Origin of the sequence: Spiroplasma endosymbiont of Dasysyrphus albostriatus, assembly GCF_964019495.1 — a bacterium.
Taxonomy (GTDB): Bacteria; Bacillota_I; Bacilli_A; order Mycoplasmatales; family VBWQ01; genus Spiroplasma_E.
Genome location: NZ_OZ026447.1, coordinates 922,856 through 941,684, shown reverse-complemented (window position 1 = coordinate 941,684; position 18,829 = coordinate 922,856). Strand labels below are relative to the sequence as shown.

Sequence of the window (18,829 nt, the reverse complement as noted above, 5' to 3'; positions counted from 1 at the left end):
CTTTTTAAAAGTGAAAGATAAATTTAAGAAAAAACCAAATAACAAATCAAATAATTTATCAAATATAGAAAATATTCCAAAAAGTAATTATGTTTTTACTATTAAAAATTTAAATTTCTTCTATAATCATGGTAAAAAACAGGCTTTATTTAATATAAATTTAGAAATAAGTCGTAATCAAGTAACCGCTTTTATTGGACCAAGTGGTTGTGGCAAATCAACATTACTACGAACTTTAAATAGAATGAATGATTTAATTGATGGTGTTAAAATTAATGGACAAATATTATTCAATAATGAAGATATTTATGAAAATAAAAAAAATATTATTTCATTACGAACTAAAGTTGGAATGGTATTTCAAAAACCTAATCCCTTTCCAATGTCAATTTATGATAATGTTGCATATGGTCCAAAAAATCAAGGCATTAAAAACAAAAAGATTCTAAATCAAATTGTCGAAGATGCTTTAAAAAAAGCGGCTTTATGAGATGAAGTTGCTCAACACTTATTTGATTCAGCATTATCATTATCAGGTGGCCAACAACAACGTTTATGTATTGCTCGTGCTATTGCCCTAAAACCAGAAGTACTATTAATGGATGAACCAACTTCAGCTCTAGATCCGATTGCCGCATCTAAAATTGAAGACTTAATGAATGATTTAAAATCAGACTTTACAATTATTGTTGTTACTCATTCAATGCAACAAGCAGCACGAATTTCTGATAAAACTGCTTTTTTCTTAAATGGAGAAGTCATTGAATATAATAATACTAAAAAAATATTTTCACGACCAAAAGATAAAAGAACAGAAGATTATATTACCGGCAGATTTGGTTAAAAATATATATAATTAATTATAGAGAAAGGAGGAAAAAATGAAAATAATTAACCGTAGATTTGATTTAGATATCATAAATTTAAAACAAAACTTATTAACTTTATTAAAAGAAGTAAAAAAAGAACATAAAGACGCTTTAATAGCAATGGAAACACAAGATTTTGATATGTCAAAAAGAATTGTTGAAACCGATAAAGAAATTAGAACAGTCGCTGAAAGTTTAACAATTACTGCAATTTGAAGTATTGCTCAACAAAATCCTTTTGCTACTGACTTACGTACTATTATTGGCTATATGAATATTATTCGTGATTTAGAACGTATTTCAAATTATGCTAAAAATTTATCCAAATTTAATGTCAAATATAAACCAGAAATTAAATTAACATCTCAATTATCAGGATTAATGAAAAAAGTATTTAAAATGATGGATTTAATTGGTGAATCTATAAATGAAAATGATATTAACAAAGCTTATCAAGCAGCAGAATATGATATCGATATTGATAATCGTTTTCGTGAATCAATGAAAAACATTGTCAATATGTTAAAAGTAAACAAAAATAATGATCAACTCTCTCAATATACATCAACAATGCAACAGTTGAAATATATTGAAAGACTAGGTGATCACTTAGTTAACATTTGTGAAACAATAGTATATATTATTAAAGGTAAATTTTATGATTTATCTTCAACAAAAATATCTGAATAATTTATCAATCATTGTTAAAATAATTACTTTTTTTGCAAGTTTCATTTAAATATTTTTAAGTCATACTTTAATATGATAATATTTATTATTATTTTATTTTTAATTGTATTAAATTAAGGTATGATTTTTTAATTTAATATTAAAATTTCTAAAAAGGAATGTTTAACTTAGTTCTTCTATTTTAATATTACTATTAATATTTTTTTTGTTATCTACATTTTGCTTATTTTTATTATATAATAAAGAAATTCCTATTATTAAACCAATTAAATTTAATGTTAAAAATAATAATATGATGCCTAATGCATTATTACTATTACATAAAGTTATACCTCAAATTAAAAACACTATTCAAATTACTAAACATATTCATATAATAAATGTAATTAAACCAATACTCATTACCTTGCACCTTTTTCTTTCTAAAAAATAATTAAACTAAATAAAATATAGTATTTTCTATTAGATTCTTATAATTTAATATTTTTTTCTTTATACAAGTATTTACTCTATATAAATATAAGAAAAATGCATATTTTTATGCATTTTTCTTATATTTATTAAATCAACCCCCATCTATATCCTTTTCTTATGATCAATTTATTTCATTTGGTTTCATTGGTTTTTCATTATTCTTTACACTAATAATTTTACCATTTTTAACGTTAATAACAGTATTTGCAACATATTGGAAGTTAGGATTATGAGTAACCATAATAATTGATGTTTTATATTCTCGATTAACATCCAATAAAATTTCTAACACCTTACGCCCCATTTCCTCATCAAGTGCTCCTGTTGGCTCATCACAAAATAAAATTGTCGGATTTTTTGCTAGTGCTCTACCAATCGATACTCTTTGTTGTTGTCCACCTGATAATTGACTTGGAAACTTATTCATATGTTCATCCATTTCAATAACTTGAAAAATATCATCAATACTCATATTTTTATTTTTATTTTTAGCAAGATTTTCACCAACTTCAGCATTTTCACGAGCAGTTAAGTTAGTTAATAAATTGTATTGTTGAAAAATAAAACCAACATTATCTCGTCTAAATTTAGTTAAATGACTATCTTTTAATAAAGATAAATTGTATCCCGCCACAAAAACATCACCAGTATTAGGTTTATCCAATCCCGAAATAATATTTAATAATGTTGTCTTACCACTTCCCGATGGTCCTAAGATAACAACAAAATCACCTAATTTAATTTTTAAATTAACTCCTTTTAATACTTCATATTCTAAGTCTCCAGTTAAGTAAGATTTTTTAACATCAAATAATTCAATAACATTAGTTTGAGTATCAGGAGTATTATTAGTCATTGATATAATTTTACCTGCTAAAATTTCTTTTGAATGAGTTTTTGTTAATTTTTTAATTGCTTTTTGATTATCTTTAAAAGCTTGCAATTTAGCTTTATTAGCTTCTATTTCTTCCTTTGATTCTGGTTTATCATGAGATTTATGAGTTACTGGTGGTATTGTACCTTCGGTTTTAGATACTGACTTCTTTGTAAAACTAGATTCTAACTTATTTTTAGTTACTTGTTCACTTGAATTTTTAGTGTTTTTTTTATCATTTTTCATGTTTTTATTCCTTTCTGCTTTTAATCAATTTCATTTAAAGTTTTAATTGGATTAATCTTCTTCATGGCATATCAATCAATAATAAAGGTTGTTGCATAAATACCAAAGACAATTAAACCAACCACAAGCGGTAATCATCAAACAAAGAATAATGGTAAAACCCATGTTGTATTAGCAGCTAAATAGTTAAGAATAAACTTAACAATTATTCATCCTACAGGAAAACCAATAACAAACATAACAGCAATCACTGGTAAATACATACCAATAACAATATTAGTTATTTTTGCATCACTATAACCAAGTGTTTTCATTGTTGCTATTGTTTTACGATTTTCATAAATTACTAAATTACTTGTTAATAAAATAATAAAGAACGAAATGATTAATGAAAAGATAATAAATGCAACCAATACTGTATCAACTAAAGCAGTAATTTGATTTAACAACTGATGATGGATATCTTGTGGCGTAATATTAACAGCACTACCTGCACCATAACCTTGATAAGTACCAGAACCATCAGTACCACCATTTAAACCAAAAGCACTGTAATCTCCATACATTTGCGAAGTTGAAAATGAATTAGTTATATCTGGTAATGATTGCGAATTTGAAAATTTAAAATTAAAGATTGGATTTTCATTTTCAAATATTTGATTAAGTTTATAAATAACGGGATCATTTAATTGATTAAGAAAATTTTGATATTCATTAAATGATTTTAATTTACCAAAATCAACATCACAAGTTGTTTTTTTGTCTTCTCATTCTTTTTTAAATAATAAAAATAAAAATTCTTTTGTTTTATTAAATGATAAAACTTTATCAGCATTAGTTTTACTAATATAAGCATTAGGTTGACCATAACCATTATATATACCAACTACTTTATACGTTGGTGTTTTAGAACTTATCTTATCATTATAAGAATTAACAACCTTACCAGCAGCAACTTCTTTTAACATATTTGTAGCATTAATACCCGCATTAACATAAGCCTCATCCTTTAACTCATCAACTTGTGTATAACCAGTTTGTTGTTTTAATAATGTTATATTATTAACATTTTTACTATCACCAACAACGTTATCAATATTAATTTTATCCAAATCAAAAGGTTTCAATTTATTATTATCTTTAAATTTCATAGTATTACCATTACTACTCATTTTAAATTCATCATTTATTTTTAAATTTAATTGTTTAGCAATTGTTTGATTAATAACAAGACTAATACTATCATCACTATTTTCTTGTTCTAAAAGTGGATTTAATGAAGAACCTCCAGCATCATATAATTGCATCATTGAAGGTTTGCCTAACTGTTGTTGATTTTGTAAACCATAAACTTTCATTAAATATTTGTTCTGTTTAAATAATTTTTCAGGAGTACCAATAAAGTAAGTTCCTAATTCATCAGTTTCTTTATCAAAAGGCACAACATTAAAAGCAACATTAAAAGGAGCATTGGGATCACTATAAGCTTTGGCAATATTTTGACGAATAAAATATGGGCTTTTAGTATAAGCACCTTGCACTACAGTTTGTCCCATTCTATTATAAAATAAAGCACCAAATCAAATTCCAACTTTATTAATTCAACTATCACGCTCTTTGTCACTAATTTCAGATGCATTATTATTCAATAATTGTGTTTCATTAGTTAAATGTCACGGATATAATTTATCGTTAGTATCAAAACTTAAATTATCAATATCATTAATAAAAGTAGGACCCTTACTTGAGGCATTTTTGTAAGCAGGAATATTACTATTTGCTCAATCTTTGAATTTTGTAATATCTAAATCATTAGGATTAGTACTAATCTTACCAGTCTTCGAAATCGTACCACTAATATTCATTGCCACTGTTGTTCGATAGTTTTGATAAAATTTTCTAATAATATTATAAGTATTCTCACTATAAAAACTGTTAATATTAGTATTTTTTAAAACTGTGTCATACATTGGTAATGCATTTGGTCAAGCCATTTGTACCATAATTCCAACAATCACAGAAGCATCTTTAATATCACTAGAATCTAATCCATTTAAAAAGTTTTTAGTAAGCATTTTACTATTTAAATACGTTAAACCAGTATATCCTAAATCACTAATAGCAGCACTGGGATTAAATTCATCTGACATTGGAGCATATGCTTCAGCATTAATATTATTTTCTAATAATTCTTTAACAAAAGTATCATTTAATGGTCCAGAATTATCAAAACGTGGTGGATGTCAATATGTATCACCAGTAGTACTATCAACAGTAGAAGTATAAGTTCAATCATCTTTATTATTTGGATTATAAGTTTTATAAAAACTATATGGAGAATTATAAGTCGGAATGTCATATTCAACTAAGGAGTGATAATTCATACCAGTAAAAGAAAGTAATTTATTATCAGCCATAATTTTTGGACCAATAATAGATGTTGTCATTAAAGTTGTTCCTAAAAACATAGTTAATGATGCTGCTGCCATTTTTCCAATTGATGATGTAAATAGTGATAAACGGAATCTTGTTAAAAATCCACGATTAATACTTTTTGTTTTAATAATTCGACTAAAGCGAGAATTAATAGTAGCTGATTCGTTTTTAATTAAATCTATTGGTTTTTTAATAACTGTTAAAGCACTAATAACTCATGCAATAATTGATAAAAAACCAAATATTAAAATTAAACAATATATAAATCCTAAACCATTAAAAATAAAATGACCAAAATCTAGATTAAAATAGTTGGCAAATGTTTGAACTATAATTACTTGTAAACCACTTGCTGGTAAAAACACTAAAATAGTACCAATAAGTGCTGCTACCATTGGATAAGCTAAAGATGTAATTAAAATTTTAATATTACTATAACCTAATGATTTTAAAATTCCAATTTGTGTTCGTGAATTATCAATATTTTTATAAGTAATTAATATTACTGTAATTCCTGTAATAATTAAAACAATTAACAATAAACCAATTAATAAACTTTTAAATCCAATAATAGTTGCATTCAAAGTAGCAGTACGATTATTAAACGTATACTTATTATTTCCTAACTTATATACTAAAGCAGCATCAGAATCAATAGTATTAATATATTTACTTCTTAAACTTTGTGAAATTAATTTAATATCATTAATTTTACCTATTGTTGATTTTCCAACAAAATAAATTTCGCGATCATTATCAGAAGAAATTGTGATTTTTTCATTAGCTTTATCATATGATCAAATATAATTATTTTTTTCTAACCTTTTACTTAAACCAAATTGCATTGGATCAACGTATAATAAACCTTCACGAGTTTTATTTGGAATTGGTGTAGTTTGATCAATAATTGGGGTTGTGAAATCAGCAGATACACCATATCCAACAATTTTTAATCAATTATAACTACTATAAGCAGCATCATTTAAATCATATCCTGAAACTTTTAAACTACTTCCTAATTGATCTGATTGCACACGAATTGTATCATTAATATGCAAATTATTTTTTTGAGCAAATTCTTTATTAATAATTACCTGTTTTCAACTTGGAGTTTTATCTGGATTATTACTATCTCCTATTTGATAACCATCACTAATGATTAATTTATCAATACGAGCATCTTGATTATAAGTTAATATTTTTAAAATTCTAGGATTACTATTATTATCTAATTGCATAGTTCTGCCTTCAACACGATCTCATATAAATTCATTACCAGCATCATTTGCAATATTGTTAATATCAAAATCATTCTTTTCATCAACAGCAGTTGTTGATGTTGAGATTTTATTAGAAACAGTTTTTGGAGTAGTATTAGATAAATCAATAACAAAATCATGTAAATTAGATTTTGCAACTAATGTTGAATATTCATCAGAAATTCTTGCTAAACTTGTTTGCATTAATGAAAAAATAGTTGATGATAATAATACTAAAACAATTAAACCAACTAATTGAATTTTATTACGAAATGCTTGTTTAAACGCATTTTTAAAAAGCAAAAATGATTGTTTTTTCATATTCGTTCTTCCTTTCTTTTAAATTTTAAAACAAAAAAAGTTATTGAATTAAAGCCATTTTTCAACCATTAATTAAAGTTTTTAAATCTTGAATAGTTTTAGTAATAAGTAGTGTTAATTGGGCACTTAAAAAATAAGTTAAATTCTTCTTAAAAATAGCAATTAAAAGTTTTTTATTATTATCAGTAATAGAAACTTGGTAGTCAAAATTAGTAAACATTTGTTTTTTAAATTGCCATGTTAAAATGATAATTTTAGTTTTAGTATATGCTTTTACTGGAAATTGTTTATTAATAATATTGGGTAATGAAGAATTACTAAATAATGTTACTCAAGTTTTTTTAATTAAATTAAAAATTGTAAATAAATTATCACTAAACATTTTTCATGAAAAGAAACCTAATCAATAGTAAAAGAACACTAAAATTAGTACTGAAATAAAGTTATTTATTGATGGTAATGATATTTTAATCATAGTAAAATTAAATTGTAAAATAATAGCAATTATAATAATTCACAAAATAGTAAAACGCATCACTTTCATAATTTGATTATTATTACGGCTTAAAAAACTAAAACAAATAAATAAATGTAAAATCGAAATCAATGATAGCATTGGTAAACTTTCTAAATCTAAAAAATTTATATTAATTACCATTTCTTGAACTGGTAATAAAAATAAACAAAATTGTGCTAAAAATCATAAACTAAATTGAAGAATAATGATTTTTGTTTTATTAAATATTTTTTTATTATTAATACTATTTTTATGAAAATTAATAGTAATTAAAAAAGTTAATTTCATAATTAAAAGTAAAAAAAGAACTGGTAAACCAAAAAAAATAAATAATTGTTCAAAATTATTAATACTATTAATTTTTAAAATATTACTACTACGTAACATTATATTCACCTTTAAATAAACTTTGTTATTATTATAATTATAAACTATTAAAATTAAATAATGCAATTATTTAGTTTTAGATAGTGTTCAAATATTCAAAAAGAAAAGGAAAAAAGAAAATGTTATGAAACTGCTGTATTAAATTCTTTAGTAATAATTTTGATAATGAATATCAATATTTACAACCTATGGATTCAAACTATATGTACTACCCCACTACTAATTATCAAACTACTACATCTACTACTAAAATAATAGCTGTTGAACAACCAACTAAAAATACATCAACAGTTTTTTCAAATAGAAAAATTATTTCAAAACCATTGAAAAAAAAGATACAAGAAATTAATTTTAATAATATTACTATTTTTGAAGAAGAAAGTGAAAATCAAACTAAACATATATCTTTATAAATATCTTTAATTTTTTTAAAAACCATTGTTTTATAATCTTTGTTACGATAATCATCAAAAACAAATATACCTATAAAATGATAACCAATGCCTTTTGATTTTTCTTTTATTTTTACAAAAGTAACAAATTCTACTTTATCTTTAATATATTTTTCACCCAATTGTTTTCTTTTTTCACTTGTACTGGTACTATTAAATTGATAAATAACATTTCAATCTTCTGACAAAAAATTTGCATATCCTGTTTTAATTACTTCTTCTTTTTCGCTATTTGGACTAATCGTTAAAAATCAAACTTGTTGATAATCATTTATTTTATAACCACTTTTTAATATTGATACACCATCTTCATTAGTAAAAAGAGTACTTAAAACCTCAAAAATTGTTTTAAATAATATTCTATCTTTGATAGTTATTTCTTTCTTGAATAAAATTGTTTTTAGTACCTCATTGTTCACTATATGGTCACCTCTATATAAACTATAACATAATTTTAATGATTCTTATTTATACGAAATAATAATACTAATTACATTGTAAATAATTTTGGTTGTAAACAAAATCCTGGTGTTAATTCATTAGCAATATGAACGTCTTCTCAATTTTCAGTTGAAACTGAAAATTGTTGACCTGTAGGTACTAAAACTGATACTGGTGCAACTACTTCCATCATTTCACTAACTACTAATGTTTTTGATACTATTTTTTTTCAATAACTGGGTTAATATGAATACAAGATTTTATATCATAACTATCAGTAAATGCCACTAAATTTTGATTATACTGTGATAACACTTGTATTTTTTTATTTAAATTTGTTAACTTCTGACTACCTTTTTTATTTAAAGTTTCTAACTTTTCTTTTTCTAAAACTAATTGTTTTTTTTCTTTAAGTAGTTTTTGAACTTTTTCAGTTGTTTGATTACCAATCTTTGTTAATTTATCTTCTAGTAAAGAAATATTTTTTTCTTTCTCCTTTATTTGCATGCCATTTTCTTGTTGAATAGTTTCTAGTTTTATTTTTTCTTCCTTTAATTGATTAACTTCCGTAACCAATTTTTGATTTTTATCTTCTACTGTTATTAATGTTTGTTGTGTTTTTGATAATTCTTGATTTAATTTTTCTAAATCTTGGTTATTTTTATAATTTCTACTTTCTAATCTTTCTTTTTCTGAAACTAACGCGAACTCTTTTTTTATTAATCTTTCAATACTTTTATTTTTTTGATCACGAATATTTCTCAATTTTTTTTGCACTTTTTCTAAATTATTACCTATTTGATTTATTTTTACACTATTTTGTTGTTTAATTTTTTCTAACTTTGTTTTCTCTCTTTCTAAAGTAGCAACTTTAGAAACTAAAAATTTAGTTTCATCAATTAATAGTTGTACTTTTTGCTTTTCTGCTATTAATTGTTGTTCTAATATTGCTGTTTCTTCTGCAGATTTAACTTTTGTTTTATCCAATTCTTCTTGTGTTTGCTTTAATTGTGCTTCTAATTGATTAATTTTTGCTTGTAAAATTTGATCTTGACTTAAAATTTCTGTTTTTTCTTCTTTTGCATCATTTTCTTGTTTTATACTTTGTTCTTTAATGTCCTTTTCTTCTAAAATAGCATTAATTTTAGTAATATCTTTTTCAAGTAAAGACGTTGAACTACTTGTTGTAGATGATTCTGAATTATCTGTTTCATTAGTATTAATAAATTTTAAATGTTCATTTTTTTTTGTTGTCTTTTTTCTTATTTTTTCTTTTTTTAACATTTGTTTTCTTTGTTTCTGTTTTATGAGAATTATTAAAACTTTCTACTTGCATTAACGTTTCCTTTTTTGAAACATCATTATCGTTTAAAATTTCTTGCAATTTTTGTTTTAACTTTTTAATCATTTCAATATTACTATCAATATTTTTTTCAATTTCGCTTAAATATTGCATTGAATCATTTTCATCAAAAATTTGATTTACAATTTTCGTTAAAGGCAATGAAGAAGTAACTGGTTTTTGAAACATTTCAAAAATAATTTTTGACAAATCAAAAATATTTTGAATTTTTAATTTAATTCCCTTAATTTTTAATTCATTTTTTTTAGATTTATTATTTTTAAAATCACAAATTTTATTTTCATATTCATCGAATAAATTTACAACTTCCTTTTTAAAAATTTTATCAAGTTCTTCAATATTTAATTTATATGGAATTTCAGAATTACTATCTTTAACTAAAATATCCTTAAATTTATTTTCTCTTGACATTATCTCCTTAATTTTTTCATATTCATTACTTGTTAAACTAATTTTATTATCACAATCTTCATCAGTAACAAAATATTTTGATTGATTAGCAATAAAGTTATAAATATTTAATACACCTAATTGATGATTTTCACAAATTGTTTTAAAATTTTTTAATATTTCAAAATTATTATTTAATTGCTCTCTTAATTTATTTAGCTTATTTAAGTCCTTGCACGAACTAATTTTTTTAATAAAAAAATATTATCATTTTTCAGGATTTCTATTTTTGTTTTCATAAATTCAATATTAGTAATATCTTTTTTAATAAAATCACTAAAATCACTAAATAATAAAGGATGATTAAAAACATTAATTATTAAAATAATTGAAATCAAACTTTTCAAACTGTATAAATTGTCTTGATCAATATATTGCAAAGAACTATGCAAATTTTTTCTAAACAATTGACTATCAAATTTTTCATCTTCTTGTTGATAATATTTGGCAATATTACTAATAGAACTATCAATAGCATTATATTCTGCACAAGTTATATAGATAATATTAAGCGCAGTAATAATGTCTTCTTTAGTTAATGTTGGTACTTGTGATTTTATTTTTTGTAAAATGTTAGTAATTAAATGTTTACCTACTGCCATTATTTTTACTCCTATCTTTTTTAATCAATTAAAAGCTCATATAGCCATTAAATGGTTATATGAGCTTTAGTAGCTTTAATATTATATTGTAATAATCACTTTTAATTATAGATTAACTTTAGTTTTAATATTCAAAGTTGCTGAATTTTGTAACTGTGCCTTTATTGCATTGGCTACATGTTCAACATCGGTACCAATAACAATTTGCAAAGCTTCTTTATTCAAAATTTTAGTACCAAATGCTCCTGCGGCCTTAACTTTTGCCAAATTAACACGTGATGTATCTTTAACAATCAAACGTAACCTAGTAGCACAATTATCAATTTCAACAAAATTATCTGCACCAATTGCTTCAATTAATTTTGTTGCCATTAATGTATATTTATCACTTTTAAGATTTTTATTGCTTAACTCTGATTTTGTTGTTACTTTATTTTCTTCAACACCAAAATCTTCTTCTCTTCCTGGTGTTTCAATATTCATTTTAGTAATTAATGTATAAAATACAATAAAATAAACTCCACCAGCAGCCACAATTAATAATAATACTCATAGTGGATTTGAAGTAATATGATAAGCACCTGTAGCATGATTAGCAAATCCTCATGATTGAGCAAAAGAAATGCAATAGTCAATAATTCCAGCACTAAAACCAAAACCAACTTGAATATGTAATGCTGTCGTTATTGCAATAAATATCCCTGTTAATAAGGCATGAATTACTAATAATAATGGAGCAATAAATACAAATGAAAATTCAATTAGTTCAGTGATTCCACTAATAAAAGAAACTAAAGCAACTCCTCCTAAAAATCCTGATACCATTTTTCTATTTTCTTTTTTAGCTGCCATAATCATAGCTAAGGCAGCAGCGGGAATACCACCCATCATAATAGGAAAGAAACCTGATTGAAAAAATCCAGATCCTTCAATACCTCTAGTAAAAGCATTAATGTCTCCATTTACTCATTCCGTTGTTCCAGATGCAGCACCTGTAATTGGAGATATTATCTGACCATTAATTGGTAATTGAAATCAAAAAAAAGTATTTAAGATTTGATGTAATCCAAAAGGTAATAATAAACGATTTAATATTCCATAAACTGCTGTTCCTGGAATAGCAACTGCTGGATTATTTGGATTAGCAACTAATTGACCAAATTTCATTAATACTAATTGAATTCATGGTCAAACAATAGCAAATGCCAAAGCAGTGGGAATAGTTATTGCTAAAGCCACCATTGGTGCAAATCTTCTACCACCAAAGAATGATAATGCTTAAGGAAGTTTAATTTCTTTATATTTATTATATAAAACTGCAGATAAACACCCCGCTACAATTCCACCAAAAACACCAATGTTTAATACATAAATACCACCGATAATAGTTTTACCATCTGTTCCAAATTCTTCTACATAAAATAATGACGAAAATTTTTCACCTTTACTTGATGTAAAAGTTAAAACATTTTTATATAACATTTCTGGTAATGAATGTTCAATTGATGTCATTGCAGATATTGCCAAATAAAATACTGCTCCAACTAATGCAGCTTCACCACGATGATCTTTAGCTAAACCAAATGCTAAACCTAAAGCAAATAATAATGGTAAATTATCAAATACTATTTTTCCTGGTTGTTGAATAATATATGAAATTCAATAACCCACTTCATTAGTAACATGCATAACACCAGCATCAGTTGTAGTAGTAAATGTAAGCCCTAATGCTCCAAATCTGTTTAAAATAGCAGCGAATGGTAATACTGCAATTGGAAATTGTAATGCTTTACCTAAGTCTTGTAAAAATTTTAAAACATTATTTCAAGGACTTTTTTCTTTTGAGGTTTTTAATTCAATATTACTATTTTTTGTTTGATTTTTCTCTTTATGTTTTTTTCAGAAAACTAAACCCATATTTTAACCCCTTCCTAAAACTTTTTCTTAATTTTTCAAAATTAAAACATTGAACTTATTGAAACTGATAATAGCACAATGGCACCAACTGTTGCACAAAACATTAAAAATATATAAAGAGCTTTATTTCAAAAATGAAAAACTTGATATGTAACTTTTTTTGGTTTAAATAAAAATTGCTCGTTAATCAGGCTCCTTTCTTTACGTAATTTTCTTTTAAATAAAAAAAACACAAGAAAAATAATACCAATACAAATCAAACCAATGATAAACATTATTCACATTGCCGATGTTGATAAACTTTTATTGTGCGACTCTAATGTTAAAAAATTTAGCATAATCATTTACACTTTCTAATCATTAGTTTTTTATCTTAATAAATATTATTATACAATAAATTTTTCTTAAATAAATATAATCACAAAATTTTACACTTTTTTATTATTTATTATACAATGACTTACGCATTCTAAATCTTAATTTAATTGGTACACCCTGAAAACCAAATCGTTCACGAATTTGATTAATTAAAAAACGTTCATAAGAAAAATGACATCGTTGTGGATCATTGACCATTAAGATAAAAGTAGGCGGATTTTTTTCAACCTGTGTTGTGTAATATATCTTTAATCTACCACCTTTAAAGTAGGGCGGCTCATTAATTAATTGAGCTTTATTAATTATTTCATTAAGAATACTTGTTTTAATTCTTAAATTCATATTAACTAATACTTCATTAATAGTAGCAAATAAAGTATGAATTCTAGTATTTTCTAAAGCAGATAAATATACAACAAAAGAATACTCAAGGTATTTAAATTTTTCTTTTATTTTTTTAGTAAACTCTTGCATTGTTTTTTCATTTTTTTTAACTAAATCTCATTTATTAACAATAATAATAACTGGCTTATCTAAATTTTTTGCCATTCCTGCTATTGTTAAATCTTGTTCTTGAATTTCAACACTACCATCTAATAAAAACAAAACAATATCACTACGTTCAATAGCATTAGTAGTTCTAATTAAACTATATTTTTCTAAATCTTCAGTAATTTTTCCTTTTCTACGAATTCCAGCAGTATCAATAACACAATATTGTTTTTTATTATAAACAAAATTACTATCAATAGCATCAGTTGTTGTTCCTGCTATTGGTGAAACAATAACTCTATTCTCTTGAAGAATAGTATTAACTAAACTTGATTTACCAACATTGGGACGACCAATAATTGCTAAATTAATATGTTCTTTCTTTTCTGTATGAACCTCTTTTGGTAACTTAGTAATTATCATATCTAATAAATCACCAAAACCAACACCATGACTAGCAGATACTAAAATTGGTTCGCCAAAGCCAACTTTTAAATAATCATAAATTTTATCATTATCGTTTTGAACATTATCATATTTATTTGCAATAATAATAACCGGTTTCTTAGTTCTGTATAATAATTTGGCAATATCTTCATCTTCGTGAGTTAAACCTTCTTGATAAGAACAAACAAATAAAACAATATCAGCTTCAGCTAAAGCAATATTAACTTGTTGATTGATTTGTTGAGTAAAATTAGTAATCGTTTTAGTAATACCACCCGTATCAATAATCACAAAATTTTGTGTTAATCATTCACCAATGCCATAAATTCGATCTCTAGTTGCTCCAGGCATATCTTCAATTATTGCTACTTTTTTTTGTAATATACGATTAAAAATTGAAGATTTACCAACATTAGGGCGTCCTACAATTACTACTTTTGGTAACTTATTCATTTTATTCAAATCCTTATATTTAAAATATTATTTTTTATGACTAAAGTAATTATCATATAAAACTTTTAATTTATCAACGGTCGTTTGTAAATTATAATCACTATTATCTAAAATAACTGCATCTTCAACAATTACTAGTTGACCAGTGCTACGAGTTTTATCAACATTATCACGAATTACCATATCGTTATATACTTGTTCTTGTGTAATATTAATACCCTCTTTAATATACTGTTTATATCTTCTTTCACTACGAGCGTGTAAACTAGAAGTTAAAAAAATCTTTAATTGAGCATCAGGTAAAACAACACTACTAATATCTCTGCCAACGACAATAAAGCCTTGACTTCTAACCATTTCTTGAATTCTAGCAACCATAACTTTTCTAACTTCAGATAACGAAGCAATTATTGGTACTTTACTAGTAACATTTTTATCATAAATTTCTTCTGTTGGTGGTTGATCATTAAATAAAAAATGACCATTAACTCATCTTATATCAAAAAGTTGTAATGCTGCAAGTATTAAATCTTCACTTTCAAAAGCAATTTTATTTTTTAAACAATAATTAGTAAAGCTACGATACATAATTCCTGTATCCATAAATTGATAATCAATTTTTTTAGAAAGCAAATATGCAGCTGCTGATTTACCACTAGCTGCTGGACCATCTATTGCAATATTAATCTTTGGGTACATTGTTTTTCTCCATTCTCTACTTAATAAATAATATTAATGATAATACTAACACGACTATTAAAATTAAACAAATAATGATAATACTAAATACTGTTAAACTTCACTTATAGTTATTCTTAATTTTAACTTTTTGTAATTCATCTTGAAAATTATTATGTTCTTGATTAATTTCTTTTAGTTCTTTATTAAGATCACTATTATTTATTTTATACTTTTTATATTTAAATTCTAAATTTTTAACAAAATTTTTGACATCATGAATTTTACTTTCTAAGTCTTTTTGAAATTCATTTATTTTATTATGCATACTATTAATTAACGTTTGATATTCTAAGTTAGTACTTATTAATGGCACATCAACTATTTCAAAATCAATATTTTCACTATATTTTTTTAAAATATTATTAATATTTTCTAACATATTTTCCAATATTAATTTATCATTATCATCTAAATGTTGTTCATTATTTTTAATAAAATAATTTTCAAAATTAACTAAATTTAAATCAGAATTTAATTTTTGAAAAATTGGCTCAAAATATGATTTATCAATTTTTATTAGTTGCTGATAATAATTTTCTATTTTTTGTTCTTGTTCTCAAAGCTTACTATTTTCTTTAATTTCTTTAGCAATTTGTTCACGTAAACTTTTATATTTTTCCATTCTTGTCATTAAAGCACCCACAAATTAATATTTAAAAAATTCCAATATTGATTTATTTTTAATAGTAATGATAATTTTCTTGATTATAACATAAATATATAAAATCATTATAATATACAAATTTAACTATTGATAATATTGATAATATTGATAATATTTTAAAAAATAATTGTTTTTACTTAGTTTTCTTTTAAACATTATTAAAATAAAATATTAGAAAAATTTATATTTTTATGCAGGCATTATTTTTTTATTGTATATTCTTTTTTTCAATTATAGACTTAAATTAAGATTTACAAAAAATATTTTTATCTAATATCACTTTCACATTATTATAAATTGGATGGGCCACTTAGCCCTTTTTACTAGACCATTAATTTAAAAAATCTGAATGTATTCTAAAAACAATTGTGTTATATAATGAACACTAATTTTGACCTGAAAGGATTTTTATTAATGGATAAAATTAAACAAATAGCATTAATAATTAACAAATTAAATATCAAAGAAAAAATTAAAATTATCGATGATTGCAAAAATCAATATTCAATTAGAAACTTATGTCAATATCTTCAATTAAACAGATCAACATATTACTTTTTAAAAAATAAACAAAAACTTATTAAAAAAGAAAAAAATCATATTATTAATTGCAATCATAAATATCAAGAATTATGCCAACTTTTAATCGAATTTCATTCTACAAGAAAAGGTAGAATTTATGGATATTTAAGAATTTTTTCAGCTTTTAAAGAGTGATTAAAACAAGAGAAAAATATCATTTTAAATATAGAATTATCAACAAAACAAATGCGAAAAATTATGAAAAAACACAATATTCAAGGATTAAAACAAACTAAAAATAACTATCCTAAAAACAAAAAAAATCCAAATAAGTGAATACCTACAATGGATAAAGTAAACAAAGATTACAAAAGTACAACCGCTTCAAATCAAATTTGATCAATGGATACTAAACAAATAAACACCAAAGAAGGTTGACTATATCTTTTTGTAATTATTGATTTTTATTCAAATAATGTTGTTAGTTATAATACATTTTCAAATAAATCATATCAAGATTTAATTCTTCCTGCACTTGAAAAAATAAACAACCAATTTTCTTGAAATCAAATAAAAAACGTTATTTTACATTCAGATAACGCCAACGAATTTTATTGTCAAGAAATTACAAAATGAGCAAAAAACAAACAAATAATTTTAAGCAAAAAACAACCATATGATATTGGCGGTAATGTCATATCTGAAAATTGATTTTCACATTTATCTCAAGAATGATTGCCTAAAGACTCAAATCAATATTTAACAATCAATGAAGCTATTAATGATGTAAATCAATATGTTATGTTTTATAATTATGAAAGAATACATTCTAAATTTTTAAAACCACCAATATTACAAATAAAAATTTAGAAATATCTATCAAAATATGGTCCAGTAATTAGGGCTAACCACCAATACTGAATTATTGAATAGAGTAACTGATAAAGAATTTAGTTCTGAATTTAAAGAATATTATAAAACTTATAGCATATCTGCCGAACGAATAGCACTAACAATAAAACAAGCAATTGAATTACCCGCTGATGCTACTTGAAATGAAATTATTATTAGACCAACCAATGAAATAATGTAAAAATAAAAAAATAAAGAATATTTATCTAATTTTTGAATTTTAAAATACTTTAGACAATTCTTTATTATTTTTTAATTTTAAAAGAGAGAGAAATTTAATATTAAGAATTTTTATATTTTTAATTGTTTTAAGAAATTATTCTTTCAAAGTATTGTCACTATAACTTACAATTTTATTATTTAAATTTAAATTTTTATTAATACCAATATTGGCAATTGTATTAAGACTTGATATTGGTAATGTTTTTACTCTAAAAGATAAATCATAAATTTCAGTTTCATTTAAGACACGAAGTTCTCCGTTGATTAAGTATTCATCACCAATTCTAAAGTTTTTAATTCAAGTTGCACGATTAAGATCAGCATAACTAATATCTTCCTCGCGAAAACTTAAAATAGAATTATTATTAGATTTTTTCAATTTAATAATAGATAAGTTATCACCTAATAAGCCTAGGCTTTGCTCATGTTGTTCAATTGAATTTCTAATAATAGGAATTATTAACATTTGGGACGGTAACAAAAACGGAGGATATAATTACTTTTTAAACATTTCTTTCAAATTATAGACAAGAAATAACTGTAATTATATGCAATTGTAAATACATTTTACTACTAAATTAAATTAATTTCAATTAAAATACAAATATTGAAAAAATCAATAAGAACATTTAATATAAATACACAACAAAAATTCTTATTAACTTTTAATTTAATAAGTTTTTAATATTTTAATAAAAAA

18 protein-coding genes and 1 pseudogene are annotated in these 18,829 nt (G+C 23.7%); 4 read left to right on the top strand and 15 right to left on the bottom strand.

The window, feature by feature from the left end:
- The first annotated feature begins 64 nt into the window (after positions 1–64).
- Both pstB and phoU read left to right on the top strand, forming a co-directional pair.
- On the top strand, positions 65–844 hold the full coding sequence (gene pstB, locus AACL11_RS05705; RefSeq protein ID WP_400255247.1) for a phosphate ABC transporter ATP-binding protein PstB: 780 nt from the start codon (positions 65–67) through the stop codon (positions 842–844).
- Between the two features lie 37 nt (positions 845–881).
- A complete protein-coding gene (gene phoU, locus AACL11_RS05700; protein ID WP_174480791.1) occupies positions 882–1,559 on the top strand; it encodes a phosphate signaling complex protein PhoU in 678 nt (225 codons plus the stop codon).
- Positions 1,560–1,721: 162 nt separating this feature from the next.
- Here phoU and AACL11_RS05695 read toward each other — a convergent pair whose 3' ends face one another.
- From AACL11_RS05695 to AACL11_RS05630, 14 genes and pseudogenes are all read right to left on the bottom strand, one after another.
- Entirely contained in the window at positions 1,722–1,961 is a 240-nt protein-coding gene (locus AACL11_RS05695) for a hypothetical protein (RefSeq protein ID WP_252319631.1), read from the bottom strand.
- 187 nt (positions 1,962–2,148) lie between these two features.
- Positions 2,149–3,153: an ABC transporter ATP-binding protein gene (locus AACL11_RS05690; RefSeq protein ID WP_338986639.1), complete on the bottom strand. Its 1,005-nt coding sequence runs from the start codon at positions 3,151–3,153 to the stop codon at positions 2,149–2,151.
- A 20-nt stretch (positions 3,154–3,173) separates the two neighbouring features.
- On the bottom strand, positions 3,174–7,169 hold the full coding sequence (locus tag AACL11_RS05685) for an ABC transporter permease (protein ID WP_338986638.1): 3,996 nt from the start codon (positions 7,167–7,169) through the stop codon (positions 3,174–3,176).
- Between the two features lie 40 nt (positions 7,170–7,209).
- Positions 7,210–8,073, bottom strand: a complete 864-nt coding sequence (locus tag AACL11_RS05680; RefSeq protein ID WP_338986637.1) for a hypothetical protein — start codon at positions 8,071–8,073, stop codon at positions 7,210–7,212.
- A 223-nt stretch (positions 8,074–8,296) separates the two neighbouring features.
- Positions 8,297–8,944 (bottom strand): hypothetical protein, encoded by a 648-nt coding sequence (locus AACL11_RS05675; protein WP_338986636.1) that lies wholly within the window; start codon positions 8,942–8,944, stop codon positions 8,297–8,299.
- 71 nt (positions 8,945–9,015) lie between these two features.
- Positions 9,016–9,159: a hypothetical protein gene (locus tag AACL11_RS05670; protein WP_338986635.1), complete on the bottom strand. Its 144-nt coding sequence runs from the start codon at positions 9,157–9,159 to the stop codon at positions 9,016–9,018.
- A gap of 26 nt (positions 9,160–9,185) precedes the next feature.
- Positions 9,186–10,250, bottom strand: coding sequence for a hypothetical protein (locus tag AACL11_RS05665; RefSeq protein WP_338986633.1), 1,065 nt, complete (start codon positions 10,248–10,250; stop codon positions 9,186–9,188).
- On the bottom strand, positions 10,186–10,740 hold the full coding sequence (locus tag AACL11_RS05660) for a hypothetical protein (protein WP_338986630.1): 555 nt from the start codon (positions 10,738–10,740) through the stop codon (positions 10,186–10,188). The genes AACL11_RS05665 and AACL11_RS05660 overlap by 65 nt, the downstream gene beginning before the upstream one ends.
- Before the next feature lie 203 nt (positions 10,741–10,943).
- Complete coding sequence (locus AACL11_RS05655) at positions 10,944–11,381, bottom strand: hypothetical protein (RefSeq protein ID WP_338986627.1); 438 nt, start codon at positions 11,379–11,381, stop codon at positions 10,944–10,946.
- Between the two features lie 105 nt (positions 11,382–11,486).
- The gene (locus AACL11_RS05650; protein WP_338988493.1) at positions 11,487–11,864 is read right to left on the bottom strand and encodes a glucose PTS transporter subunit EIIB; all 378 of its coding nucleotides are present in this window, start codon (positions 11,862–11,864) and stop codon (positions 11,487–11,489) included.
- Between the two features lie 228 nt (positions 11,865–12,092).
- Positions 12,093–13,298, bottom strand: a pseudogene (locus AACL11_RS05645) (PTS transporter subunit EIIC); the annotation flags it as partial.
- A gap of 441 nt (positions 13,299–13,739) precedes the next feature.
- Positions 13,740–15,068 (bottom strand): ribosome biogenesis GTPase Der, encoded by a 1,329-nt coding sequence (gene der, locus AACL11_RS05640; protein WP_338986624.1) that lies wholly within the window; start codon positions 15,066–15,068, stop codon positions 13,740–13,742.
- A gap of 27 nt (positions 15,069–15,095) precedes the next feature.
- Positions 15,096–15,767: a (d)CMP kinase gene (cmk, locus tag AACL11_RS05635; RefSeq protein ID WP_252320710.1), complete on the bottom strand. Its 672-nt coding sequence runs from the start codon at positions 15,765–15,767 to the stop codon at positions 15,096–15,098.
- A gap of 16 nt (positions 15,768–15,783) precedes the next feature.
- Positions 15,784–16,440: a hypothetical protein gene (locus tag AACL11_RS05630; RefSeq protein WP_252320708.1), complete on the bottom strand. Its 657-nt coding sequence runs from the start codon at positions 16,438–16,440 to the stop codon at positions 15,784–15,786.
- A gap of 411 nt (positions 16,441–16,851) precedes the next feature.
- Between AACL11_RS05630 and AACL11_RS05625 the strand changes: the two genes are divergently transcribed.
- Together AACL11_RS05625 and AACL11_RS05620 are read left to right on the top strand one after the other, a co-directional pair.
- Positions 16,852–17,865, top strand: a complete 1,014-nt coding sequence (locus AACL11_RS05625) for an IS3 family transposase (RefSeq protein ID WP_338986622.1) — start codon at positions 16,852–16,854, stop codon at positions 17,863–17,865.
- Between the two features lie 55 nt (positions 17,866–17,920).
- Complete coding sequence (locus AACL11_RS05620; RefSeq protein ID WP_338986620.1) at positions 17,921–18,088, top strand: hypothetical protein; 168 nt, start codon at positions 17,921–17,923, stop codon at positions 18,086–18,088.
- 135 nt (positions 18,089–18,223) lie between these two features.
- Here the strand turns inward: AACL11_RS05620 and AACL11_RS05615 are convergent, their stop codons facing one another.
- Positions 18,224–18,610 (bottom strand): hypothetical protein, encoded by a 387-nt coding sequence (locus tag AACL11_RS05615; protein WP_338986618.1) that lies wholly within the window; start codon positions 18,608–18,610, stop codon positions 18,224–18,226.
- Between the last annotated feature and the right edge of the window lie 219 nt (positions 18,611–18,829).